This window comes from Tardiphaga sp. 42S5 (genome assembly GCF_034044155.1).
In the GTDB taxonomy this organism is placed as follows: Bacteria; Pseudomonadota; Alphaproteobacteria; order Rhizobiales; family Xanthobacteraceae; genus Tardiphaga; species Tardiphaga robiniae.
This window is the reverse complement of record NZ_CP139027.1, coordinates 4,455,891-4,477,397: the sequence shown is the minus strand read 5'-3', so window position 1 is coordinate 4,477,397 and position 21,507 is coordinate 4,455,891. Positions and strand designations below refer to the sequence as shown.

Annotated in this window: 25 protein-coding genes; 16 read left to right on the top strand and 9 right to left on the bottom strand. The window is 61.3% G+C overall.

Going from position 1 to position 21,507, the window contains the following annotated elements:
* Nucleotides 1-2: 2 nt before the first annotated feature.
* A complete protein-coding gene (locus SFY93_RS20890; protein WP_320444450.1) occupies nt 3-665 on the bottom strand; it encodes an HD domain-containing protein in 663 nt (220 codons plus the stop codon).
* A gap of 141 nt (nt 666-806) precedes the next feature.
* Between SFY93_RS20890 and SFY93_RS20885 the strand changes: the two genes are divergently transcribed.
* A complete protein-coding gene (locus tag SFY93_RS20885; protein ID WP_320444449.1) occupies nt 807-1,721 on the top strand; it encodes an SIR2 family protein in 915 nt (304 codons plus the stop codon).
* A gap of 54 nt (nt 1,722-1,775) precedes the next feature.
* On the opposite strand, the gene SFY93_RS20880 is transcribed toward SFY93_RS20885, so the two are convergent.
* The 3 genes from SFY93_RS20880 to SFY93_RS20870 are packed head-to-tail and all read right to left on the bottom strand — an operon-like array spanning nt 1,776 to nt 3,036.
* Nucleotides 1,776-2,324 (bottom strand): disulfide bond formation protein B, encoded by a 549-nt coding sequence (locus SFY93_RS20880; RefSeq protein WP_320444448.1) that lies wholly within the window; start codon nt 2,322-2,324, stop codon nt 1,776-1,778.
* A 7-nt stretch (nt 2,325-2,331) separates the two neighbouring features.
* Entirely contained in the window at nt 2,332-2,520 is a 189-nt protein-coding gene (locus tag SFY93_RS20875) for a DUF5993 family protein (protein WP_320444447.1), read from the bottom strand.
* A gap of 42 nt (nt 2,521-2,562) precedes the next feature.
* Nucleotides 2,563-3,036: a MarR family winged helix-turn-helix transcriptional regulator gene (locus tag SFY93_RS20870; RefSeq protein WP_414716938.1), complete on the bottom strand. Its 474-nt coding sequence runs from the start codon at nt 3,034-3,036 to the stop codon at nt 2,563-2,565.
* 180 nt (nt 3,037-3,216) lie between these two features.
* Here SFY93_RS20870 and SFY93_RS20865 point away from each other — a divergent pair, with 180 nt between their 5' ends.
* Nucleotides 3,217-3,792 carry a DUF308 domain-containing protein gene (locus SFY93_RS20865; RefSeq protein WP_320444446.1) on the top strand — a complete coding sequence of 192 codons (576 nt, stop codon included), beginning with the start codon at nt 3,217-3,219 and terminating at the stop codon, nt 3,790-3,792.
* 141 nt (nt 3,793-3,933) lie between these two features.
* A complete protein-coding gene (locus SFY93_RS20860; protein ID WP_320444445.1) occupies nt 3,934-4,281 on the top strand; it encodes an ArsC family reductase in 348 nt (115 codons plus the stop codon).
* A 3-nt stretch (nt 4,282-4,284) separates the two neighbouring features.
* On the opposite strand, the gene SFY93_RS20855 is transcribed toward SFY93_RS20860, so the two are convergent.
* A complete protein-coding gene (locus SFY93_RS20855; RefSeq protein WP_320444444.1) occupies nt 4,285-4,887 on the bottom strand; it encodes a PAS domain-containing protein in 603 nt (200 codons plus the stop codon).
* A gap of 405 nt (nt 4,888-5,292) precedes the next feature.
* On the opposite strand from SFY93_RS20855, the gene SFY93_RS20850 reads away from it, so the two are divergent.
* The 9 genes from SFY93_RS20850 to SFY93_RS20810 all read left to right on the top strand — a co-directional run bounded on the left by SFY93_RS20850 (nt 5,293) and on the right by SFY93_RS20810 (nt 13,883).
* Nucleotides 5,293-6,048 (top strand): ABC transporter ATP-binding protein, encoded by a 756-nt coding sequence (locus SFY93_RS20850; RefSeq protein ID WP_320444443.1) that lies wholly within the window; start codon nt 5,293-5,295, stop codon nt 6,046-6,048.
* Nucleotides 6,041-6,787, top strand: coding sequence for an ABC transporter ATP-binding protein (locus SFY93_RS20845; protein ID WP_089263896.1), 747 nt, complete (start codon nt 6,041-6,043; stop codon nt 6,785-6,787). The genes SFY93_RS20850 and SFY93_RS20845 overlap by 8 nt, the downstream gene beginning before the upstream one ends.
* 69 nt (nt 6,788-6,856) lie before the next feature.
* On the top strand, nt 6,857-8,080 hold the full coding sequence (locus tag SFY93_RS20840; RefSeq protein WP_320444442.1) for an ABC transporter substrate-binding protein: 1,224 nt from the start codon (nt 6,857-6,859) through the stop codon (nt 8,078-8,080).
* A 37-nt stretch (nt 8,081-8,117) separates the two neighbouring features.
* Nucleotides 8,118-9,338 (top strand): ABC transporter substrate-binding protein, encoded by a 1,221-nt coding sequence (locus SFY93_RS20835; RefSeq protein ID WP_120292249.1) that lies wholly within the window; start codon nt 8,118-8,120, stop codon nt 9,336-9,338.
* 66 nt (nt 9,339-9,404) lie between these two features.
* Nucleotides 9,405-10,280, top strand: coding sequence for a branched-chain amino acid ABC transporter permease (locus SFY93_RS20830; protein WP_093761814.1), 876 nt, complete (start codon nt 9,405-9,407; stop codon nt 10,278-10,280).
* A 1-nt stretch (nt 10,281) separates the two neighbouring features.
* Nucleotides 10,282-11,250 (top strand): branched-chain amino acid ABC transporter permease, encoded by a 969-nt coding sequence (locus SFY93_RS20825; RefSeq protein ID WP_320444441.1) that lies wholly within the window; start codon nt 10,282-10,284, stop codon nt 11,248-11,250.
* Between the two features lie 7 nt (nt 11,251-11,257).
* Nucleotides 11,258-11,932 carry a class I SAM-dependent methyltransferase gene (locus tag SFY93_RS20820; RefSeq protein ID WP_320444440.1) on the top strand — a complete coding sequence of 225 codons (675 nt, stop codon included), beginning with the start codon at nt 11,258-11,260 and terminating at the stop codon, nt 11,930-11,932.
* A 275-nt stretch (nt 11,933-12,207) separates the two neighbouring features.
* A complete protein-coding gene (locus tag SFY93_RS20815) occupies nt 12,208-12,852 on the top strand; it encodes a DUF47 domain-containing protein (RefSeq protein WP_089264630.1) in 645 nt (214 codons plus the stop codon).
* A gap of 14 nt (nt 12,853-12,866) precedes the next feature.
* The gene (locus SFY93_RS20810; RefSeq protein ID WP_089263901.1) at nt 12,867-13,883 is read left to right on the top strand and encodes an inorganic phosphate transporter; all 1,017 of its coding nucleotides are present in this window, start codon (nt 12,867-12,869) and stop codon (nt 13,881-13,883) included.
* Nucleotides 13,884-13,889: 6 nt separating this feature from the next.
* Here the strand turns inward: SFY93_RS20810 and sugE are convergent, their stop codons facing one another.
* A complete protein-coding gene (sugE, locus tag SFY93_RS20805; RefSeq protein ID WP_093758260.1) occupies nt 13,890-14,204 on the bottom strand; it encodes a quaternary ammonium compound efflux SMR transporter SugE in 315 nt (104 codons plus the stop codon).
* 183 nt (nt 14,205-14,387) lie between these two features.
* On the opposite strand from sugE, the gene SFY93_RS20800 reads away from it, so the two are divergent.
* The gene (locus tag SFY93_RS20800; RefSeq protein ID WP_320447813.1) at nt 14,388-16,007 is read left to right on the top strand and encodes a peptide chain release factor 3; all 1,620 of its coding nucleotides are present in this window, start codon (nt 14,388-14,390) and stop codon (nt 16,005-16,007) included.
* 277 nt (nt 16,008-16,284) lie between these two features.
* Here SFY93_RS20800 and SFY93_RS20795 read toward each other — a convergent pair whose 3' ends face one another.
* Nucleotides 16,285-16,863 carry an SRPBCC family protein gene (locus SFY93_RS20795; RefSeq protein ID WP_320444439.1) on the bottom strand — a complete coding sequence of 193 codons (579 nt, stop codon included), beginning with the start codon at nt 16,861-16,863 and terminating at the stop codon, nt 16,285-16,287.
* A gap of 245 nt (nt 16,864-17,108) precedes the next feature.
* Between SFY93_RS20795 and SFY93_RS20790 the strand changes: the two genes are divergently transcribed.
* Nucleotides 17,109-18,383, top strand: coding sequence for a GGDEF domain-containing protein (locus tag SFY93_RS20790; RefSeq protein ID WP_320444438.1), 1,275 nt, complete (start codon nt 17,109-17,111; stop codon nt 18,381-18,383).
* Between the two features lie 94 nt (nt 18,384-18,477).
* Here SFY93_RS20790 and SFY93_RS20785 read toward each other — a convergent pair whose 3' ends face one another.
* Nucleotides 18,478-19,143: a VOC family protein gene (locus tag SFY93_RS20785; protein ID WP_320444437.1), complete on the bottom strand. Its 666-nt coding sequence runs from the start codon at nt 19,141-19,143 to the stop codon at nt 18,478-18,480.
* A 196-nt stretch (nt 19,144-19,339) separates the two neighbouring features.
* On the opposite strand from SFY93_RS20785, the gene SFY93_RS20780 reads away from it, so the two are divergent.
* Together SFY93_RS20780 and SFY93_RS20775 are read left to right on the top strand one after the other, a co-directional pair.
* The gene (locus SFY93_RS20780) at nt 19,340-19,945 is read left to right on the top strand and encodes a UCP034077 family protein (RefSeq protein WP_320444436.1); all 606 of its coding nucleotides are present in this window, start codon (nt 19,340-19,342) and stop codon (nt 19,943-19,945) included.
* Between the two features lie 62 nt (nt 19,946-20,007).
* Nucleotides 20,008-20,385, top strand: coding sequence for a hypothetical protein (locus SFY93_RS20775; RefSeq protein WP_320444435.1), 378 nt, complete (start codon nt 20,008-20,010; stop codon nt 20,383-20,385).
* Between the two features lie 73 nt (nt 20,386-20,458).
* Here SFY93_RS20775 and SFY93_RS20770 read toward each other — a convergent pair whose 3' ends face one another.
* Complete coding sequence (locus tag SFY93_RS20770) at nt 20,459-21,397, bottom strand: IS110 family RNA-guided transposase (RefSeq protein ID WP_320444434.1); 939 nt, start codon at nt 21,395-21,397, stop codon at nt 20,459-20,461.
* Between the last annotated feature and the right edge of the window lie 110 nt (nt 21,398-21,507).

Below are 21,507 nucleotides of genomic sequence, written 5' to 3'. Positions count from 1 at the left end.
CGTCAGGAGACGCCGACCTCGGCCAGAAACGCCGTCAGGAAAGCCTCGGTCCGCGCGTGGCGTTCCTGCGCCATGCGTCGGCCGGTGGCGGTGTTGAAGCCCTCCGCGAGCGTCAGCAGTTTGGCCGGCAGATGGTCGATCGCAAAATTGCGGTCATCAAAGGCGCGATGCCGCGCAGCGGGATCTTCGGGATCGTACAGGAAGGATTGCATCCGCCCGGCGGTGTAGAAACAGCGCGCGATGCCGATGGCGCCGATGGCGTCCAGCCGATCCGCATCCTGCAGGATCTGCGCCTCGATCGTCTCGGGCGTGATCTTGGCCGAGAAACTATGCGCCACGATGGCATGGGCAACGTGGTCCAGCCGCTCGGTCGTCCAGCCGAACGGGGCGAGCAGGGTCACCGCGTGTTCGGCAGCGAGGCGCGAGGCACTGGCGCGGAGCGGTGAGCTCTTCTCGACGGCGACGCAGTCGTGCAGCAGCGTCGCTGCCGCTAGGATCTCGGGATCGCCGCCTTCGGCTTGCTGGATGATGCGGACGTTGGACCAGACGCGCGCCAGATGCGCGACGTCATGCGAGCCGTCATCGGTCTTGACGTGATGCAGAAGCGAAGAGGCCAGTGTTTCGAACGGAGCGAAGGCGGTGGCGATACCAGTGATCTCGGTCATGGTGCCGTTGTTAGATTGGCCGCCGGGCGTTGCCAAGCGTGTTTTGATGTCATTAGATTCGGATTAAGAGCGGGTAGAACTCAGGCGGCAAGGCTGAGTGTGGTATGCCGTCTTATCGCCGCAGTAGCATCATGAGGAATTGTGGCTAATAACCCCGTCAACAGCCTTAGCGCCTTGCTTGAGCAGAGCAGCGATAATGTGGCTCTGATCATCGGAAACGGCATCCACCGATACGTAGAATCGAAACGTGTAAATTCCTGGGATCAGCTGCTCGTTGAGATTGCTCAAGAGTGCTCGCCCGGGCTTGTCGAGGTACCACCTGGCACGACGCTTACAGAATTTTATGATGTGCTGGAGCTCTTGTCCGGGAGTAAGATCGGTGCTCTGCAGGAGCAATTTTGTGCGCTCCTGGACGGTTGGGATGTACTCCCACATCACCGGACGATCATGAACTGGGCAGTACGACACTGCACTCCAGTGCTCACGACGAATTTCGATCAAGTGTTGAGCGATGCCGTCAATGCACAGTTCTGGCGTCCGCAAAATCCGAAATTTACGAGCTACTACCCGTGGGAGTGTCACTTTAGCCAAACAGCTATCACTGATCCGTCCGCTTCTTTCGGCGTTTGGCACATTAACGGAATGGTAAAATACAAGCGAAGCATTCGCTTGGGACTTAGCCACTATATGGGGTCGGTTCAGCGAGCCCGGACTTGGCTTCATCGCAGCGGCGCCGCCCCTCTCTTTGGAGCAAAGGATCGTCGCATTTGGGCAGGTGCGAATACCTGGATTCATGTTGTATTCAATAAGCCCTTGCTCATCTTTGGTTTGGCTCTTGAAGAAAACGAAGTCTTTCTGCGCTGGCTTCTGATTGAGCGTGCCAAGTACTTCAAGAAGTTTCGCGAGCGCTTTCATCCAGCTTGGTATGTTTACAAAAACGATATGTCTGACGACAGGCAGGCTGGAAAGCTCTTTTTCTTGGAGTCGATGGGAGTCACCTGTATCGCGGTTCAGACGTTCGGAGAGATTTACGACAGTGCGGGTTGGTCGTCCTGACGTGCCAGCTCAACGCATTTGTAAGGTCGCTCGCACCCGCGGGGAACGACGCCGCTATCGCTTCAATAGCTCATACACCACAGGATCGTCCGCGCAGGCCTTGAAGCCGCATTCGAGCAAGGTCGATGCGACGTTCGCGGCCGTCAGGCCGATCACGAGCCAGACGGCAACATGCGCGATCACGCTGGGCGCGGAGTAAGCAGCGGGATCCTTCTCGAATTGCCGGTCGAACAGCAGCACTAGCGACAACAGAATGATGGCTGCGATGAAGCCGATCAGTGCCCAGGTGTAATAGTGATAGCCGAACAGCGCGGTGCCGAAGCCGGGATCGCCGGGCATGATGTGCAGCAACACCTGCCGGGTCGAGACGGTGGCGCCGACCACGGCTGCAAGCAGTGACAGCGCGTAATGGCTGGGACGCGGGCCAAAGCGGATGTTGAGGATCGGGCCGATGGCGAGCAGCGCGAACATGATCCGCTGCAGCAGGCATAGCGGACAGGGCAGTTCGCCCAAAATGAACTGCGCGGCAAAGGCGGCCGCCAGCAGCGCGGCGAGGGCGTAGAGTGCGAGGACGTTGAGGGCGATAGCGCGCTGTGAGGTCATGATGGCCTCAGAACGACAGTTTCAGCGCGTCGGTGGCGTGGTGCAGGAAGGTCGCCACGCAGGCGATCAGCACAACGGCGAACAGAGAGAATGCGAGCGTGCGGCTGCCATACCATGCGACGAGCATGGTGATGGCGATCGCCAGGAAAAGTGCGGTGAACTCCATGGTCGCTCCGGCGCTGAATGTGTCCGGCATCTTACGACAGATTCGCTGGCGCCCTGTCGTGTGTCATCTGCGTCAGTCGGCGCTCTCCGCCACGGTCGCGCCTGTTTTGCCGGTGTAGTTGGCCACGGCATTGCGAAAGGCATGGACCTCGCTGTTCAGGGCGATCAACCGTTCCGGCGTCATGCCGGCCGCGGCGAACAACGTCTCGCCAAGGCAGCGGGATTTTTCGCGCAGACCCGTGCCTTTGGCCGTGAGGCTGACAACGACCTGCCGTTCATCGTCCGGATTGCGCTTGCGCGCGACGAAGCCGGCCTGTTCGAGCCGCTTCACCAGCGGCGTGACCGTGCTCGATTCCAGCGCCAGCCGGTCGGCGATGCCGCCGACGCTCTGTGCGCCGCCCTCCCACAATGTGCTCAGCACGAGATATTGCGGGTAGGTGATCTCAAGCGCGTCGAGCAGCGGCTTGTAGGCGCGGCCGATGGCCATGCTGGCGCTGTAGAGCGAAAAACAGAGCTGGTGATCCAGCGGAATGTCGGCGGGTACCACGGCAACTCTCCTCACGTCGATATCACAATAACGTATATCGCGATAAATAAATATGGACAAGGCGGCCCGCCCGAGCCAATAAGCATATCGCGATATTAGTTATCGTAATATGTAATTTGACCGAAGTTCTTCCGCCAGCCCGGTGGAGAGCGCCCGGCCCAAGCTTCGATGGAGACCAGCATGACCGTCCCACAGGGAACCGCCAGCCTGCCGGCCGTAGCGAGCGGAGACCTCGCACGTTATTACCTCGTTCGCGGTATCGTCGCGGCAGCCTGGGTGGCAGCCGCCTTCACCGTTGGCGTCTCGTCGCCCGGGGCCGCCGCCATCCTGCTGGTCAGTTACCCCGCCTGGGATGCCCTCGCGAACTGGTTCGATGCCAAGGACAGCGGCGGGCTGCTGGCCAATCCCTCGCAGGCGCTGAATGTAGGCGTGAGCCTCATTGCCGCACTGGCGGTGGCCATCGCCTTGCGGACGGGGATGAATGCGGTACTGGCCGTGTTCGGCGTCTGGGCGGCATTGGCGGGCCTCGCGCAACTGGTCACCGGCGTTCGACGCTGGCGCGCATTCGGTGCGCAGTGGGCGATGATCCTGAGCGGAGCGCAGTCGACCGCGGCCGGCCTGTTCTTTGTCAAGCAGGCGGGCGGCGGCACAGTGCCGACGATCGTGGATATAGCGCCCTATGCCGGTTTCGGCGCCTTCTATTTCCTGGTGTCGGCGCTGTGGTTGATCTTCGCGAACCGCAGGCGTACGGCCTGAGATCTGAGGACAAACCGATGATGCCGGCCAGCATCATCGGTGGCCTCTGTGGATGATCGCGGATTTGCTGTCAGCCGCTGCTGCCTGATCTGCTAGTCAGGTCAGAACGACGATCACTCCTGGCAGGCACGGCGACATCTCATGGCCATCACCATCTACGGCATCAAGAATTGCGACACGATGAAGAAAGCGCGCGCCTGGCTCGACAGCCATGGCGTCGCCTACAGCTTTCACGACTACAAGGCCGAAGGCATCGACAAGGCGCGGCTGCAGCGCTGGGCCAAGGAGATCGGCTGGGAGACGCTGCTCAATCGCGCTGGCACAACGTTTCGCAAGCTCGATGACGCTGCCAAGGAAGGTCTGAACGAGAGCAAAGCAATCGCGCTGATGCTCGAGCAGCCCTCGATGATCAAGCGGCCTGTGCTCGATCTTGGCGGCAAGCTTGTGGTTGGCTTCAAGCCGGAGATTTACGCAAAAGACGTAAAATAGCGATCAGTCGATCTCGACGACGTCGCCGGCCGCGAGCCGGTGCGGCGTACGATAGGACAGGCTGCGATCGATCACCGCCCGGAGTTTCGGCACCGGCACGCTGTGATGGCCGCGCATCAGATTTTTGATTTCGAAGCCACCGTCCTCGCTGATCGTCTTGAGTGACGCGATGATGTGGGTGACGCCGTCACCTGATGAGAACGGCATCAGCATCCGCTCATAGGCGACAACACGACCGTTGACATCGTCGATCATCGAGACGGTGTAAGTCGGCAACTCGCGTGCGATACATTCATGATAGGCCGGCAGCACGACAGGACCGAGGATCGGGCCGAGATAGTCGTCGAGATAGCGGCCCCTGCCGGTGGTACCATAGGCGCTCGCCATGCGGGTGCCGTTGCTGTCGATGATGAGCCGCGGCGGTGCCGTGCTGTGATCAACAATGTAGTCGACGAGATCAGGACGTTCCTCGTCCATCCGCTCCGGGCGATAGTTGGCAATGTCGGGCAGGGCCTGTTGTGGTGCATAGAGCCGTAGCCAGCAGTTCAGCAGATCGCGCTGCCGAATGGACTTCACCACGGACGCGTCGGCGCTCTGGAAGTCCACGGCAATGATCCCCCTGATATCGATCGAGGGTAGTATGAGTACAGCGAGCAAATAATCAATGAACGCGGGAAATCGCCTCGCAATACAATTAACGAGCGATTTTCAAAGCTCCTTGCGGCGCAAACAGGTGACGCGTTCTGCGCGGTGGACCGGTCGCAGGCGGACTCTGCTTTCCGTATGCGCAGGGGGGCTAACTGCCTACGACTAAGGGCGAAGTCGGTGCGACAGGCAGTCCACCCTATTCTGCCGCATTGCACCTTGCGTTCGCCGTCGCGTTGACGGCATATTCGCGCCACTCGATGTGGCCGCGCGGGGATGACTTTCAGTTTTCCCCGAAATGCAGCTGCGCAAAAAGTTGGCCACTGGCGGAGACACACGCCGGGAAGGTCGATGGGGGAAATTTGCTTGACCGATGAGTTCATTCTCGAAACCAACGGATTGACCAAGGAATTTGCGGGCTTTTTCGCAGTCCGCGATGTCAGTCTCAAAGTTCGCCGCGGCACCATTCACGCATTGATCGGCCCTAACGGCGCCGGCAAGACGACGTGTTTCAATCTGCTGACCAAGTTCATGCAGCCGTCCGCCGGCCAGATTTTCTACAAGGGCAAGGACATCACCGCGACGGCGCCCGCCGACGTGGCGCGCCTTGGCCTCGTACGTTCGTTCCAGATTTCCGCGGTGTTTCCGCATCTGACGGCGTTGGAGAATGTCCGTGTTGCACTGCAGCGCCAGCATGGATCGTCGTTCGACTTCTGGCGCTCCAAGAGCGTGCTGGACCAGTACAATCAACGCGCCGCTGAACTGCTCGACGATGTCGGCCTCAGCGAATTCGCAAGTACGCCGGCCGTGGAAATGCCCTATGGCCGCAAGCGGGCATTGGAGATCGCCACCACGCTGGCGCTCGACCCCGAGATGATGCTGCTCGACGAGCCGATGGCCGGCATGGGCCACGAGGACATCGACAAGATCGCAGCGCTGATCAAGCGCATCTCGGCGAAATACACCATCCTGATGGTCGAACATAACCTCAGCGTCGTGTCCAACCTGTCGGACATCATTACCGTTCTGACTCGCGGAAAGGTTCTTGCGGAAGGCAGCTACGCTGATCTGACCAAGGACGAGCGCGTCAAGGAAGCTTATCTGGGAGCCGGGCATGGCTGAGATCACAATGGCCGCACCGGCAACGACTGCAGCAACTGGCAATCCAATTCTCAGCATCGAGAATCTCGAAGCCTGGTATGGCGAGTCGCACATCCTTCACGGCATCAATTTCAACGTGAAGCCGGGCGAAGTCGTCACGCTGCTCGGTCGCAACGGCGCCGGCAAGACTACGACGCTGAAGTCCATCATGGGCATCATCGGCAAGCGCACCGGCTCGATAAAGTTCGAAGGCAACGAGATCATCAAGACCTCGTCGGACAAGATCGCGAAGCAGGGCATCGCATTCTGTCCGGAAGAACGCGGCATCTTCTCCAGCCTCGACGTGAAAGAGAACCTGATGCTGCCGCCGACGATCCGGCCGGGCGGATTGTCTCTGGATCAGATCTTCGAGCTGTTTCCAAACCTGAAAGAGCGTCTCAACAGCCAGGGGACAAAACTCTCCGGCGGTGAGCAGCAGATGCTGGCGATTGGTCGCATTCTGCGCACCGGCGCGCGCTTCCTGATGCTGGACGAGCCAACCGAAGGGCTGGCGCCCGTCATCATCCAGCAGATCGGCCACACCATTGCGCGGCTGAAGTCGGAGGGCTTCACCATCCTGCTGGTCGAGCAGAACTTCCGTTTCGCCGCCACGGTGGCGGATCGCTACTACATCGTCGAGCACGGCAAGATCATCGATGGCTTCGCCAATTCCGAGCTCTCGGCGAATATGGACAAGCTGCATACGTATCTCGGCGTCTAATATCGAACAACGGACCGAGCCAACGGTCCGACGATAGACACAACCATCAATACGGGTAGGGAGCACAGAATGAAAAAAGTCGTTTCGACGTCGCTGCTGGGTTTTGCGCTGATGATGAGCGCAAGCTCGCTTGCGTTCGCCCAGGACAAGACCGCCAAGATCGGCGTGCTCAACGACCAGTCGGGCCTTTATGCCGACGTGACCGGTCCGGGTTCGGTGGTCGCGGCCCAAATGGCCGTCGAGGACTCCGGGCTCCTGGCCAAGGGCTGGAAGATCGACGTCGTGATCGGCGATCACCAGAACAAGCCCGACGTCGGCTCCAACATCGCGCGTCAATGGTTCGACGTCGACAAGGTCGACACCATCGTCGACGTGCCGACGTCGTCGGTCGGCCTTGTGGTCAACAATATCGTCAAGGAAAAGAACGGCGTTTATCTGAATTCGGGATCGGGCACCTCCGATCTCTCCAACGCACAGTGCTCGCCCAACACCATTCACTGGGCTTACGACACCTATCAGCTCGCCAACGGCACCGGCTCCGCCATGGTCAAGAACGGTGGTGACACCTGGTTCTTCCTGACGGCGGATTATGCTTTCGGCACCGCGTTGGAGCGCGATACCACCAACGCTGTCACTGCGAAGGGCGGCAAGATCATCGGGAGCGTCCGGCCGCCGCTCAACACGGCGGACTTTTCGTCGTTCCTGCTGCAGGCGCAGGCGTCCAAGGCCAAGGTGATCGGCCTCGCCAATGCCGGCGGCGACACCATCAACTCGATCAAGCAGGCGTCGGAATTCGGTATCATCAAGGGCGGGCAGAAATTGGCTGGTCTCTTGATGTTCATCACCGACATCCATGCGCTCGGACTTCCGGTCGCCAATGGTCTGAGCTTTACCGAGACGTTCTATTGGGATCTCAACGACGGCACGCGCGGGTTCTCCAAGCGCTTCCAGGCGCGCATGAAGAACAAGAACATGCCGACCACCGTGCAGGCCGGCGTTTATTCGTCCCTGATCCATTACTTCAAGACGCTCGACGCCATGGGCGGCAACCCCCATGACGGCCTGAAGATCATCAATGCGATGAAGGCGGCTCCGACCGACGACATCATCTTCGGCAAGGGCACGATCCAGCCGAACGGCCGCAAGCTGCACCCGGCCTATCTGTTCGAGGTGAAGAAGCCCGAGGAGTCGAAGGGACCTTGGGACTACTACAAGCTGGTGGCGACGATCCCTGCCGATCAGGCCTTCACGCCGCTCGACAAGAGTGCTTGTCCGCTTTTGAAGAAGACCTAATTTAGAAGCCCGTCGTCCAAATCATTGAGAGGAAGTCATGAAAAACAAGATTTCAACCGCACTTCTTGGCACGGCGCTTTCGCTGGCCATGGCGGGCATCGCCATGGCCCAGGACAAGACCGTCAAGATCGGCGCACTCAGCGATCAGTCCGGTCTCTATGCCGATCTCGGCGGCCCGGGTTCGACCCTGGCCGCGCAGATGGCGGCGGAGGATTCCGGTCTGATGGCCAAGGGCTGGAAGATCGACATCATCTCCGGCGATCACCAGAACAAGCCGGATATCGGCTCCAACATCGCGCGGCAGTGGTTCGACGTCGACAAGGTCGACACCATCGTCGACGTGCCGAATTCCGGCGTGGCACTGGCGGTGAACAACATCGTCAAGGAGAAGAACGGCGTCTACATCAATTCGGGCGCCGCGACGTCGGATCTCACCAATGCGCAGTGTTCGCCGAACACCGTGCACTGGACCTACGACACCTACATGCTCGCCCATTCGACCGGGCAGGCGATGGTCAAGGCCGGCGGTGACAGCTGGTTCTTCCTCACTGCCGACTACGCCTTCGGTGCCGCGCTGGAGCGCGATACCTCGGAAGTCGTCAAATCCTCGGGCGGCAAGGTGGTCGGCGGCGTCAAGCATCCGCTCAACACCGCGGACTTCTCCTCCTTCCTGCTGCAGGCGCAGTCGTCGAAGGCCAAGGTCATCGGTCTGGCCAATGCCGGCGGCGACACCACCAACTCGATCAAGCAGGCGGCTGAATTCGGCATCGCCAAGGGCGGTCAGAAGCTCGCGGCGTTGCTGCTGTTCATCACCGACGTCAAGGCGATCGGTCTTGAAACCGCACAGGGCCTCAGCTTCACCGAGACTTTCTACTGGGACCTGAACGACAAGACCCGCGACTTCTCCAAGAAGTTCGCAGCGCGCATGAAGAACGGCGCTCCGCCGTCGATGGTGCAGGCGGGCGTGTATGCCGGCTTGATCCACTACTTCAAGGCGCTGGAAGCGCTCGGCAGCAATCCGCATGATGGCGCGAAGATCGTTGCCAAGATGAAGGAATTGCCGACCGATGATCCGCTGTTCGGGCAGGGCAAGATCGAAGCCAATGGCCGCAAGATTCACCCGGGCTATCTGTTCGAAGTGAAGAAGCCGTCGGAATCGAAGGCGCCGTGGGATTTCTACAAGCTTGCCGGTACAGTGCCAGCCGATCAGGCCTTTACACCGATCGAGAAGAGCACCTGTGCGCTGCTGAAGAAATAAGATCGTTGGCCCGGCGGCGCCGCGCTGCCGGGCCAAGACTTTCCTGCGATAAGAGTTGAGAACAACATGTCGATCAATCTACAGGCCCTGTCTGCGCAATTGCTGGTCGGACTCATCAACGGCTCGTTCTATGCGCTGTTAAGTCTCGGCCTCGCCGTGATCTTCGGCATGCTGAACATCATCAATTTCGCCCATGGCGCCGTCTATATGATGGGCGCGTTTGCGGCATACTTCCTGCTCAATCTGGCCGGCATCGGCTACTGGCCGGCGCTGATCCTGGCGCCGCTGGCGGTCGGCCTGTTCGGCATGGTGATGGAACGCACTATGCTGAAATGGATCGCCAATCTCGACCATCTCTATGGCCTGCTGCTGACATTCGGTCTGGCGCTGATCATCCAGGGTGTGTTCCAGAACTATTTCGGCTCGTCGGGTCTGCCTTACGCGATCCCGGATGCGCTGAAAGGCGGCATGAATCTCGGCTTCATGTTCCTGCCGATCTATCGCGGCTGGGTGGTGATCTTCTCGCTCATCGTTTGTATCGCGACCTGGTTCCTGATCGAGCGCACACGGCTCGGCGCCTACCTGCGCGCCGCCACCGAAAACCCCACGCTTGTCCGCGCCTTCGGCATCAACGTGCCGCTGATGATCACGCTCACCTATGGTCTCGGTGTCGGTCTCGCGGCACTCGCCGGCGTGCTGTCGGCGCCGATCAACCAGGTTCGCCCGCTGATGGGCGCGGACCTGATCATCGTCGTGTTCGCGGTCGTCGTGATCGGCGGCATGGGCTCGATCATGGGATCCATCATCACCGGTTTCGCCCTCGGCATCATCGAGGGGCTGACCAAGTATTTTTACCCCGAGGCCTCCAACACTGTCGTCTTCGTGCTGATGGTGCTGGTGCTCCTTGTGAAACCTTCCGGACTGACGGGACGGGCTGCCTGATATGACAACGATCACTGAAAACGCCATTCCGTCACCCCGCCGCACAGTCAAAGACGAGATGGTCGCCTTTGCGATCATGACCGCACTGTTGCTGGTCGTGCCGCTCACTGGCGTCTATCCGTTCTTCGTGATGCAGGCGCTCTGCTTCGCGCTACTCGCCTGTGCCTTCAACCTTTTGATCGGCTATGGCGGTCTGCTGTCCTTCGGCCACGCGATGTTCCTGGGCACCGCCGGCTACTGCACGGCGCATGCGCTGAAAGTGTGGGGCCTGACGCCCGAGTTGGGCATTGTCGTTGGTGTCGTCGCCGCCGCTGCGCTCAGCGTCGTCACCGGCCTGATCGCCATTCGTCGTCAGGGCATCTACTTCGCCATGATCACGCTGGCGCTGTCGCAGCTCCTGTACTTCGTCTATCTGCAGACGCCGTTCACCCATGGTGAAGACGGTATCCAGGGCATTCCGCAGGGCACGCTGTTCGGCCTGTTCAATCTCTCGAAGCCGGTCACGCTGTATTACGTGATTCTCGCCGGCTTCACGCTGGGCTTCCTGATCATCTACCGCGCCATCAACTCGCCATTTGGCGAGGTGCTCAAGGCGATCCGTGAGAACGAGCCGCGTGCGGTGTCGCTCGGCTACAAGACCGATCAATACAAGCTGCTGGCCTATATCCTGTCCGGCACGCTGGCGGGCTTCGCCGGCGCACTGAAGGTGTTCGTCGCACAGAACGCCTCGCTCACCGACGTGCACTGGAGCATGTCCGGTGAAATCGTGCTGATCACGCTGGTCGGCGGCCTCGGTACGCTGTTCGGTCCCGTGGTCGGCGCCTTCGTGATCATCGCCATGCAGCAATACCTCGCCGGCTTCGGCCAGTGGGTGACGGTGATCCAGGGCGTGATCTTTGTGGTCTGCGTGCTGACCTTCCGCCGCGGCGTCATCGGCGAAATCGCGCATTACTTCAAACGGTCGCTGTAGTTCGCCGTTGTCCTACTTCTCCGATCCGGAGGCGGTGGCACGCTATGCAGAAGGCCCGGTGCGGCAAGTGCCGGGCTTCCTTGGGCTGCAGCAGATGGCGGGTATTCTCCTTGCGGAACGAGCGCCGGACGACGCCCATGTGCTCGTGCTTGGCGCGGGCGGCGGACTGGAGCTGAAAGCATTCGCGGCGATGCGGCCTGGATGGCGTTTTTGCGGCGTCGATCCATCGGCCGAGATGCTGGGACTGGCCAAGCGCATGCTCGGTCCGCTTGCATCGCGCGTCGATCTCCATGAAGGCTATATCGACGGCGCGCCCGAGGGGCCGTTCGATGCGGCGACCTGCATCCTGACCCTGCATTTCATCCCGGAGGAGGAGCGTCGACGCACGCTGGCCGAGGTGCACCGGCGGCTCAAGCCGGGTGCTCCCTTCGTTGTCGCCCACCACAGCTTTCCCCAGCACGACGGAGAAAAGGCCAGATGGTTGTCCCGTTACGCAGCTTTTGCGGCGGCATCCGGCGTGCCGGCCGCCAATGCGGAGAATGCGATCTCGGCGATCGGCGAACGCTTGCCGCTGCTGTCGCCGGAGCAGGACGAAGCCCTGCTGCGGGACGCGGGCTTCACCGACATCGCCCTTTTCTATGCCGGGTTCACGTTCCGGGGCTGGGTCGCCTACAGGGCGTAGCTGTCGAGGGGCTGTGGTCGACTTTCCGCCGCAGCGTGAATGGCGAAATCGCGCATTACTTCAAGCGGTCGCTCTAAATCCAAGCACTGCCTCAGGAAAAGCAGGCTGTCATAAAGCGGTGGATGATCGGGCCTAAAAGGTGCGCGATTGCCCGTCTTGGCCGGAAATGCTTTATGACATCCGTGTGACACAGGGCCGCCGGCGGTGGCCCCGCGGGACCATGTCCGCCATCTGGCGGTCCGGTCGCTGCGTTTTCCTGACAGTTGGATGAGATGATGCTGCGTTGGTTCCGGTCCTTTCTGCCCCGGGAGGAAAGGTTTTTCGACCTGTTCGCCCGCCATTCAGTGACCGTGGTCGAGGGCTCCAAGGCGCTTGCGGGGATGCTGGAAGGCGGCGACGAGACGCCGGTCTACTGTCAGCGCGTCAACCAGTTCGAGAACGACGCCGACGCCATCACCCGCGAGGTGCTGACCGCCGTTCGCCGCACTTTCATCACGCCGTTCGATCGCGTCGACATCAAGAACCTCATCACGGCGATGGATGATTCCATCGACCAGATGCAGCAGACGGCGAAAGCGGTGATGCTGTTCGAGGTGCGCCAGTTCGAGCCGCCGATGCGCGAAATCGGCACGCTGCTGGTAGAGTGTGCCAACCTTGTCGGTCGCGCCGTGCCGCTGATGAGCGCCATCGGCGACAACGTCGGCCTGCTCACCGCGATCACTGAGGAGGTCGGCAAGCTCGAAGGCCGCGTCGACGATCTGCACGACATCGGGCTCAAGGAGCTGTTTCTCAAGCATCGCGACGCCAACACCATGGATTTCGTGGTCGGCGCCGAGATCTACAAGCACCTTGAAAAGGTGGCCGACCGCTTCGACGACGTCGCGAACGAGATCAACAGCATCGTCATCGAACAAGTATAAGGCAGGGCCATCAGGTGGACGCCACGCTCGCCTTTCCGGTGCTGATCGGCCTCATCGCCATCGCATTGCTGTTCGACTTTCTCAACGGCTTGCATGACGCTGCCAATTCGATCGCGACGATCGTCTCGACGCGTGTGCTGCGGCCGCAATATGCGGTGCTGTGGGCGGCATTCTTCAACTTCATCGCCTTCCTGGTGTTCGGTCTGCATGTCGCCAACACCATCGGCACGGGGATCATCGAGCCCAGCGTCATCGATCCCGCGGTGATCTTCGCAGCGCTCATGGGTGCCATCGTCTGGAACGTGATCACCTGGGGCCTCGGCATTCCCTCGAGCTCGTCGCATGCGCTGATCGGTGGCTTGCTCGGGGCAGGTGTTGCCAAGGCAGGTCTCTCGGCAGCCTTGTGGACCGGGCTGTCCAAGGCGCTGCTGGCCATCGTGCTGTCGCCGCTGGTGGGCTTCCTGCTGGCGCTGGTGCTGGTGGCTATCGTGTCATGGGCCTCGGTGCGCTCGACGCCCTTCGCCGTGGACCGCGCCTTCCGCATCCTGCAATTCGTCTCGGCTTCGCTCTATTCACTCGGCCATGGCGGCAACGACGCGCAAAAGACCATGGGCATCATCGCGGTGCTGCTGTACTCGCAGGGCCACCTCGGCACCGAGTTCTCGGTGCCGTTCTGGGTCGTGCTGTCGTGTCAGGCGGCGATGGCGCTGGGCACGCTGATGGGCGGTTGGCGCATCGTCCGCACCATGGGCCTGCGCATCACCAAGTTGACGCCGATGCAGGGGTTTTGCGCGGAGACGGGCGGCGCTGCGACGTTGTTTGCGGCGACGTTCCTCGGCGTTCCCGTCTCGACCACCCACACCATCACCGGCGCCATCGTCGGCGTCGGCGCAGCCCGTCGCGTATCAGCGGTGCGCTGGAACGTGGCAAGTTCGATCGTCTATGCCTGGGTGATCACGATCCCGGCCGCGGCAATCGTCGCCGCCGCGACCTGGTGGATCGTGAAGCTGCTGCATCTGAGCTTTATCTGACGCAGGTCAGGACACCAGCTTCAGCCCGGCAATGCCCGCCACGATCAGCCCGATACAGGTGATCCGTGCCACCGTTGCCGGGTCGCCGAACAGGTACATGCCCAGCGCCGCGGTGCCGACGGCGCCGATGCCGGTCCACACCGCATAGGCGGTTCCCATCGGCAGTTCCTTGAGGGCGAGGGCAAGCATGCCGACGGACGCGGTCATGCTGATGAGGGTGAGGACGGAGGGGACGAGGCGGGTGAAGCCTTCGGTATATTTGAGGCCGACGGCCCAGCCGACTTCGAGCAAACCCGCAACGAACAACAATAGCCAAGCCATGGGATGACCCCTGTAAACAGGCAGGGCCGTCCCTGCGGATGATGATGATTTGGAGGTCGTCCTCGCAGGGGTTATATGAAGGCGACGCAGCCGGATCGCAACGCGGCCGATGGTCGCCACTTCGGCCAGTTTCCCGCCCAAAATCCCTTGATTGCGCCCGTTTTCCCTGCCACAGGCACGTTTATGTCCGATATCGCCCTTTCCGCCGACTCAGCCGCGCGTTCCCCGCTTGCCAATGAGGTCGCCCGCCGCCGCACTTTCGCGATCATCTCGCATCCTGACGCCGGCAAGACCACGCTGACCGAAAAGCTGCTGCTGTTCGGCGGCGCCATCAATCTGGCGGGCCAGGTCAAGGCCAAGGGCGAGCGCCGCAACACGCGCTCCGACTGGATGAAGATCGAGCGCGACCGCGGCATCTCCGTCGTCACCTCGGTAATGACCTTCGAATTCCAGGGCCACGTCTTCAACCTGCTCGACACGCCGGGCCATGAAGACTTCTCGGAAGACACCTATCGCACGCTCACCGCGGTCGACTCGGCTGTCATGGTGATCGACGCCGCCAAGGGTATCGAGGCGCGCACGCTGAAGCTGATTGAGGTCTGTCGCCTCCGCGACATCCCGATCATCACCTTCGTCAACAAGATGGACCGCGAGAGCCGCGATGTCTTCGATCTGCTGGACGAGATCGAGAAGACGCTGGCGCTCGACACCACGCCGATCAACTGGCCGGTCGGCCGCGGCCGCGATTTCATGGGCACTTATGACATCGAGACCGGCGGCATCCGCCTGTTAGAGGGCGGCGGCGCCAAGACGGGTGCCGCCGAGAAGATCAAGATTGCCGATCTGGCCGGCCGCAACCCCAATCTCGATGCCAGCGAGGTCGCCGACGAACTCGAACTGGTGAAGGAAGCCTCGAAGCCGTTCGACCTGCAGTCGTTCCGCGAGGGCCATATGACGCCGGTCTATTTCGGCAGCGCGCTGCGCAATTTCGGCGTCGGCGATCTCTTGGAAGGCCTCGGCCGTTTCGCGCCGTCGCCGCGCGCGCAGGAATCTAATTTGCGCAAGATCGAGGCCGACGAGCCCCGGATGTCGGCCTTCGTGTTCAAGATCCAGGCCAACATGGATCCCAACCACCGCGACCGCATCGCCTTTGCGCGGCTGTGCTCGGGTAAGTTGACAAGGGGCATGAAGGCCAAACTCGTGCGCACCGGCAAGAACATGTCGCTGTCGTCGCCGCAATTCTTCTTCGCGCAGGACCGCGCCATTGCGGACGAGGCCTATGCCGGCGACGTGGTCGGTATTCCCAATCACGGCACGCTGCGGATCGGCGACACGCTGACCGATGGTGAGGACATCACCTTCATCGGCGTGCCGTCATTCGCGCCGGAAATCGTGCGTCGTGTGCGCCTCGGTGACGCGATGAAGGCCAAGAAGCTGAAGGAAGCCTTGCAGCAGATGTCGGAAGAGGGCGTCGTGCAGGTGTTTCGCCCGCGCGACGGCGCGCCGGCCCTGGTCGGCGTCGTCGGCCCGCTGCAGCTCGACGTGCTGAAGGCACGGCTCGACGCTGAATATCAGCTTCCGGTCAGTTTCGAAGTCTCGGAATTCTCGCTGGCGCGCTGGATCTCGTCGGAGGACAAGAAGAAGCTCGAAACCTTCATGTCCAACAACAATTCCGGCGTCGCCGACGACGTCGACGGAGATCCGGTATTCCTGGCGAAGAACGACTTCTATCTGAACTACACCAAGGAACGCGCGGAAGGGATCGTGTTCTCGGATATCAAGGACGTGAAGAAGCAGGGGTAAGAGACTGCGCGTTCGACGTCGGTCTATATGGTGAGGCAGCGTTCTCACGAAAAGCGAGGACGATCCGCCGGGTCGCTCCGGCGGATCTCAACCTGCTAGCGGTACGCAATACATGAACCGCTTGAGAGAACCGTATCGCTGAATTCTTAAAGAAAGATTCCTGCGCGCGAAGCGCGTCCGCAACTATTGTCAGAAGGCAACAGAGAATCGGCCGCCGCTCCTACATAGTTAAGTCGTGAAGTGCATATGAAGTTTGTGCGGCCTTCAGGCCGCAGCCTTATGCACGAGATTCCACAATCCTCTTGATATTCCCTAATCCCAACTCCGCTTCCTCGTCGATCCGCGCAATCATTTCCGCTGTTGGTGTCTTCGGCCGCGCCGGGTTGCGCACCGTGCGCGTGAACTTCGTCCCGCCATCCGCCACATCGCACACATATTGCACGACGATCGGGCCGGTGACGCTCATATGCGTCAGGCCGATCCACAGCCGCGGACGCTCGCAGGCGATCACCAGCCAGTCCAGCGCGACAGGGCCCGACCGCGTCGACCAGTGCTCGTGAAACGTGTCGCCGAAACGCATCGGGCGATCCTCGCAGTCGATGTCGTGCGAGGAGGGCAGCCATTGCGGCCATGTTTTCGGATTGGTGACGTAGTCGAACACAGCTTCGGGCGCAGCCGCGATCACAATGGAGTGGCTGCGCTCGAACGGATACGTCGGTGTCTTGGGTGTGGTCATGGCTGGCAGTTCCTCCGCGGTCTGTTCGCGCAGTTGTGAACGGTGTTGTTCTTGATGAGTGCGCAACGGCGCTGCGTATTGTGTGGAGGCTTTGTCGGGGAAGATGGGTGCGTGGGTCAAGCCCGTGTATGACGTATGAGTTGGGCGACAGACTCTCCCACGTCTTGGCTGTGCAAAGCGCGAAGCGCGGCTTCGCGAGATGACCCGGCCATCGTCTGTTCTTGCGAGCCGGGCGGCTGACGATGCATTCGCGGCCTTTGACGTCGGGCGTGACGAACCCGGTTCCCGTCAATCGACTCGCATTTGAGGCATTTCCGGTCAAATTTGATAGTGTTCTCTGGCTACGAGGTACCGGTGCCCAAGCCGTGCGTCACGACGACCTGGGCCTATTGGAAAGTTTGAGCGAGATGAATGGGGTCATCGTCAGAACTACGCTCCAACTGATAACGCCGGGAATATTGTTTGTCTTCGGAGCTGCCTTCGTCTGCGCGTGGCTCGTCGAGAAGAAGCGCAACTACCTGCTCTTACTGGCCGGCGCGTGCGTCCTGTTTGCCCTCGGCGCGATGTCGCAGATTTTGAGTTGGCCGCCCGGCGCGGGGCCCAATGCCATCGTCTCGGGCGCGCTCTACACGTCGGCGGTTATAGCCGCTGTGGAGGGCATCCTGGTGCGTTCGGGGAAGGGGCTCGGTCCGGTCATCGACATGGCAATCCTTGCCGGCTTCGTTCTTCTGCTCGCCTATTTCTTTTATATCGATCGCAGTCTCATCGCCCGGGTCTACATCCAGAATTTCGGCTACGGCCTCCTGATGCTGATCACAGCGGGGCGGCTCACCGCATTGGCGCGCGGGCCTTATGTCGATCGGGCTCTGTTCTGGGTGCTGTTGCTGTTTGGTTTGCATTTTTTTCCGCGAACCCTGCTCACGGTCGGATTTTCCGCGCCGGTCGACAGAACCGCGTTCAGCAATTCAACGTTCTGGCAGGCACTCCAGCTTTCGCTCGCCGTGCTCGGCGCCGGCCTGGCGCTGGCCATCCTCGCCGCGGCGGTGTCCGACATGATCGACGATCTTCGTCGTGAACGCGATCTCGATCTGTTGACCGGCATCCTGAACCGGCGCGGCTTTCAAGAACGGGTATCCGCCCATCTGCGCAAACACGGACCGAGCCGTGCTGCGCTCGCCTTGTGCGACATCGACAACTTCAAGAGCATCAACGACACCCTCGGTCATGACGTTGGAGACGATGTCCTTGGGGAGGTGGGGCGCATGCTGCGCAACGCGTCGCGCAAACGCGACATCGTCGGGCGGCTGGGCGGCGAGGAATTTGCGGTGTTCCTTCCGGATACGGACGAACAGGAAGCGGTTGATTATGCCGAACGGTTGAGGATCGCGATCGAGCAGAACGGCTTTGCCGTCCCGGGTGGAGCGAGGCAGGTCACTGCGAGCTTCGGCGTGGGGACGTTGCAGCTGGGAGATAGCTGGCCGAGCCTGTACAAGCGGGTCGATGGGCGACTTTACGAAGCGAAGCGGACCGGCCGCAACCGCACAATTTCTCGCACGCTAAGCGCCTCTGCCGACGCGCCAGTCGCTGGATCCGGATACGCGCTTCCGCAGCTGCAGAGCCAGGACGGCGCCCGGCTCTGACGTCGAATTCGTTCCGCAAGGATGGGGTGAGTCATCCAGCTTTGCGTCAGACGATTCAGTTGCGATGTATTCCATGTGCTGTGCAGTACGGTCGCTATGTCGGTAATGACTCGCCGGTCTGCTCGCGCACAATATAGTCGGCATACCAATCCGGCCAGTTCTCGTCATGTTTGCCGCCCGTGCGCTTTTCGTGTTCGCCATGGGCGATCGCCGCCCGCCTCAAGGCGGCTGCAAGGTCAGTGGATGAGTTGAACGTCGTGGAACTGGCATCGATGCGTCCCGGCAATCGCGCGGTGATCTCCTGAAACAGCCAGCCGTTGCCGTCCGGGTCGCTGAATGATGCGAAGGAGCGATAGCTGGCCCGCGCGGGATCCGGGCCATTCATCCGAAGCCGTCCGAACAAATAGGGCTCGTCCGGCCCGACATTGACATCTCCGGCGTGGAAGGCGTCGCTCACCTTGATGCCGCGGCCGAGCAGGTCTGCACGGGCGGCCTCGATATCGGAGACGATCAGATACAGGCCTTGCGCCGAGCCGGGCGTCGCGGCAGTGACGTTCTTGCCGAAGATGACCGAGCAATCCGAACCCGGCGGTGTGAACTGGATCACGCGATACTCGTCGCCGACCACGAAGTCGGCGTCGAGTCTCCAGCCGAGGCTTGCGTAAAAACTCTTGGCCGTGTCGACATTCGACACGGGAATGACGACGATTTCGAGCTTCATAGTGATGGAAGTATCACGATGTACCTGGGGACTGCTCATGTCGGTCTCCTGAGGTCGGGGTGTGATGATGACGACGTGTGGTGCCGGGCTGCGCAGGCGCAACAATGTCTGCAATCGGTCGTTTGGCCGGCGTTCCGCTTGTTGGTCTGCTCGTGCAGTTGTGACCCATCCCGATCTTGATGACGCCACACGCCTGCATCATTTCAGGTGAGGGCGCATTTGCAAGGGTGTCCGAATGACACGGAACCTCACGTTACTGTTGATCGTCAGCGTACTGGTGGCATTCGCTGGCCAGGCGGAGGCGCGGCGGCTGCGTGCGGGCGATGCAGTACCTTTCTCGCACAGGCCGTGCAGCGTGCTCGATGGCGAGCCGTGTACGCCGTCCACCTGCAGCGTGTTCGATCACGGGCCGTGCATTCCCGAGATCGATTATCCGATCGGCCAGAACCTGCAGGTCACGGTGCTGAGCGTGCCGCCGGGCGATCAGCAGGCTCTCTATCGCCGGCCCGATCATGATCTCGATACGATCGGCGACCTGTTCGCTGCCTTGCGGTCGTGCTGGTCACCGCCCGCGACGGACGTTGCGCGTGCAGGCATGCAGATGTCGGTGATGTTCTCGTTCAACACGGCGGGTACGCCCATCGCGCCGCCGCGCGTGACCTTTGCAAGCAAGGATGCGCCGCAGGACACGCGCGGCACCTATCTCGAGGCCATCAACGGTTCGCTCGATGGCTGCCTGCCGCTAAGGCTGACCAAAGGCCTCGGCGGCGCGATCGCCGGCCGGCCGATCATGATCCGCTATGTCGATAACCGGGAGCTGCAGAAGCAGTCCGGGAAGTAGCGTGTGGCGTGAACCGCAGCGTCACCCGCCGCGACGAAGGGGAAATCACTCCGGAGGCGGCGATGTTTGGACGCAGGTTCGTGTTGATTGCGACGATTGTTGGCGCTGTCGGCGTGCTCACCGGCGGCAGCGCCTTGTTGTTCTGGCCCGAGCCCGACAACTGGACCGAGGAAGCCAAGGCCTGCGTCGGCGACAAGTATGTCGGGTTCTGGCAGGACAACGGCAAGTATTCGTTCAAGATGGATTTCGAGAACAATTGCGCCCGCAAGATCGCCTGCGGCATCGACGTCACGGTAACCAACGCCAAGGGCTCGGTGAAGGACCACGGCACGGTGATCATCCCCGCACGCGGCCAGACGCCGAGCGAGGCGAGCTACAGCATTCCGACCTCGTCGTCGTCCGGCATGGCGCAAACCGCGCGAAACTGCCGGTTCGTGTGACGGTCTTTCTTACCTCGCCCCGCCTAGCGAAGCTTCGCTTCGCGCGGGGCGGGGAGAGCGACTGTCTTTTTGGTCAAGCGTTTTGATGCTGCCATGGGGTCTTGTCTCGCAGGATTGCGTTGAGGATGGTGAGCAGCTTGCGGGCGACGGCGATGATAGCGACGAGCTTGGGCTTGCCGGCGGCGACGAGCTTGTCGCGGAACAGTTTGAGCTGCGGATTGAAGCGGGCGGCCACCATCGCTCCCATGAACAACACGCGGCGTACATTGGCCCGGCCGCCGCCGATGAAGCTCTTGCCACGCCACTGGCCGGATTGCCGGGTCCATGGCGCCAAACCGGCGAGAGCCGCAATCTGACGACGATCGAGTGTGCCGAGCTCCGGCAGTTCGGCAATCAGGCTGCGCGCGATGGTCGGACCGATGCCGGGCACCGACGCCAGCAAGTCTTCTTTCTCGGCCCAGGCCGGCGATCCCCGCACGTGATCGCCGATGTCGTCGTCCAGTTCGGACAACTCCTTCTCCAGTGCCTTGTGGAGCCGGGCGATGCTCTTCTTCAGGCGCGGATTGCTGACGCGCCGCGCACGCTGGCCTTCCGCGGCCATCATCTCAACGATCTGGCGCCGACGCGCCACCAGATCGGCTAGCAGCCGCGTCGTGGCATCGGGAAGCGGCCGCAGTTGCGGTTTGGTCGCCTCGGTAAAATGCGCGATCACCATGGCATCGATCGGATCGGTCTTGGCGCGCTTGCCGAGGGCGTTGGCAAAGGCGCGCACCTGTGCCGGATTGACCACCACCACAGGCAGATCGGCGCCGGCCAATCCTGCGGCGACCACCGTCTCGAAGCCGCCGGTCGCCTCGATCGCCACCACCAGTGGCGGTCGCGCTTTCAGCCGCGCGATCAGATCATCGATCCCCGCACCATTGCGGGCAACCGCAAAACTCTCACCGCCCGGACGCATCGCCACGTCCAACCGATCCTTCGACACATCGATGCCAACATAAATCGCGTCCATCTGATCCCATCCTTGCGCAACCGGGCTTGCTGAGCGGCCCAAGCGACTGTTCGGGTTCGATGGAACGGCAAGCAAGGACCCGCGCTCTCCCACGGGCTTGGTGTCCCTCA

Coding starts and splice junctions, on each gene's coding strand:
- SFY93_RS20890 (WP_320444450.1), bottom strand. CDS start 665: ATGACCGAGATCACTGGTATCGCCACCGCCTTCGCTCCGTTCGAAACA.
- SFY93_RS20880 (WP_320444448.1), bottom strand. CDS start 2,324: ATGACCTCACAGCGCGCTATCGCCCTCAACGTCCTCGCACTCTACGCC.
- SFY93_RS20875 (WP_320444447.1), bottom strand. CDS start 2,520: ATGCCGGACACATTCAGCGCCGGAGCGACCATGGAGTTCACCGCACTT.
- SFY93_RS20865 (WP_320444446.1), top strand. CDS start 3,217: ATGACCGTCCCACAGGGAACCGCCAGCCTGCCGGCCGTAGCGAGCGGA.
- SFY93_RS20860 (WP_320444445.1), top strand. CDS start 3,934: ATGGCCATCACCATCTACGGCATCAAGAATTGCGACACGATGAAGAAA.
- SFY93_RS20845 (WP_089263896.1), top strand. CDS start 6,041: ATGGCTGAGATCACAATGGCCGCACCGGCAACGACTGCAGCAACTGGC.
- SFY93_RS20840 (WP_320444442.1), top strand. CDS start 6,857: ATGAAAAAAGTCGTTTCGACGTCGCTGCTGGGTTTTGCGCTGATGATG.
- SFY93_RS20835 (WP_120292249.1), top strand. CDS start 8,118: ATGAAAAACAAGATTTCAACCGCACTTCTTGGCACGGCGCTTTCGCTG.
- SFY93_RS20830 (WP_093761814.1), top strand. CDS start 9,405: ATGTCGATCAATCTACAGGCCCTGTCTGCGCAATTGCTGGTCGGACTC.
- SFY93_RS20825 (WP_320444441.1), top strand. CDS start 10,282: ATGACAACGATCACTGAAAACGCCATTCCGTCACCCCGCCGCACAGTC.
- SFY93_RS20815 (WP_089264630.1), top strand. CDS start 12,208: ATGCTGCGTTGGTTCCGGTCCTTTCTGCCCCGGGAGGAAAGGTTTTTC.
- sugE (WP_093758260.1), bottom strand. CDS start 14,204: ATGGCTTGGCTATTGTTGTTCGTTGCGGGTTTGCTCGAAGTCGGCTGG.
- SFY93_RS20800 (WP_320447813.1), top strand. CDS start 14,388: ATGTCCGATATCGCCCTTTCCGCCGACTCAGCCGCGCGTTCCCCGCTT.
- SFY93_RS20785 (WP_320444437.1), bottom strand. CDS start 19,143: ATGAGCAGTCCCCAGGTACATCGTGATACTTCCATCACTATGAAGCTC.
- SFY93_RS20780 (WP_320444436.1), top strand. CDS start 19,340: ATGACACGGAACCTCACGTTACTGTTGATCGTCAGCGTACTGGTGGCA.
- SFY93_RS20775 (WP_320444435.1), top strand. CDS start 20,008: ATGTTTGGACGCAGGTTCGTGTTGATTGCGACGATTGTTGGCGCTGTC.
- SFY93_RS20770 (WP_320444434.1), bottom strand. CDS start 21,397: ATGGACGCGATTTATGTTGGCATCGATGTGTCGAAGGATCGGTTGGAC.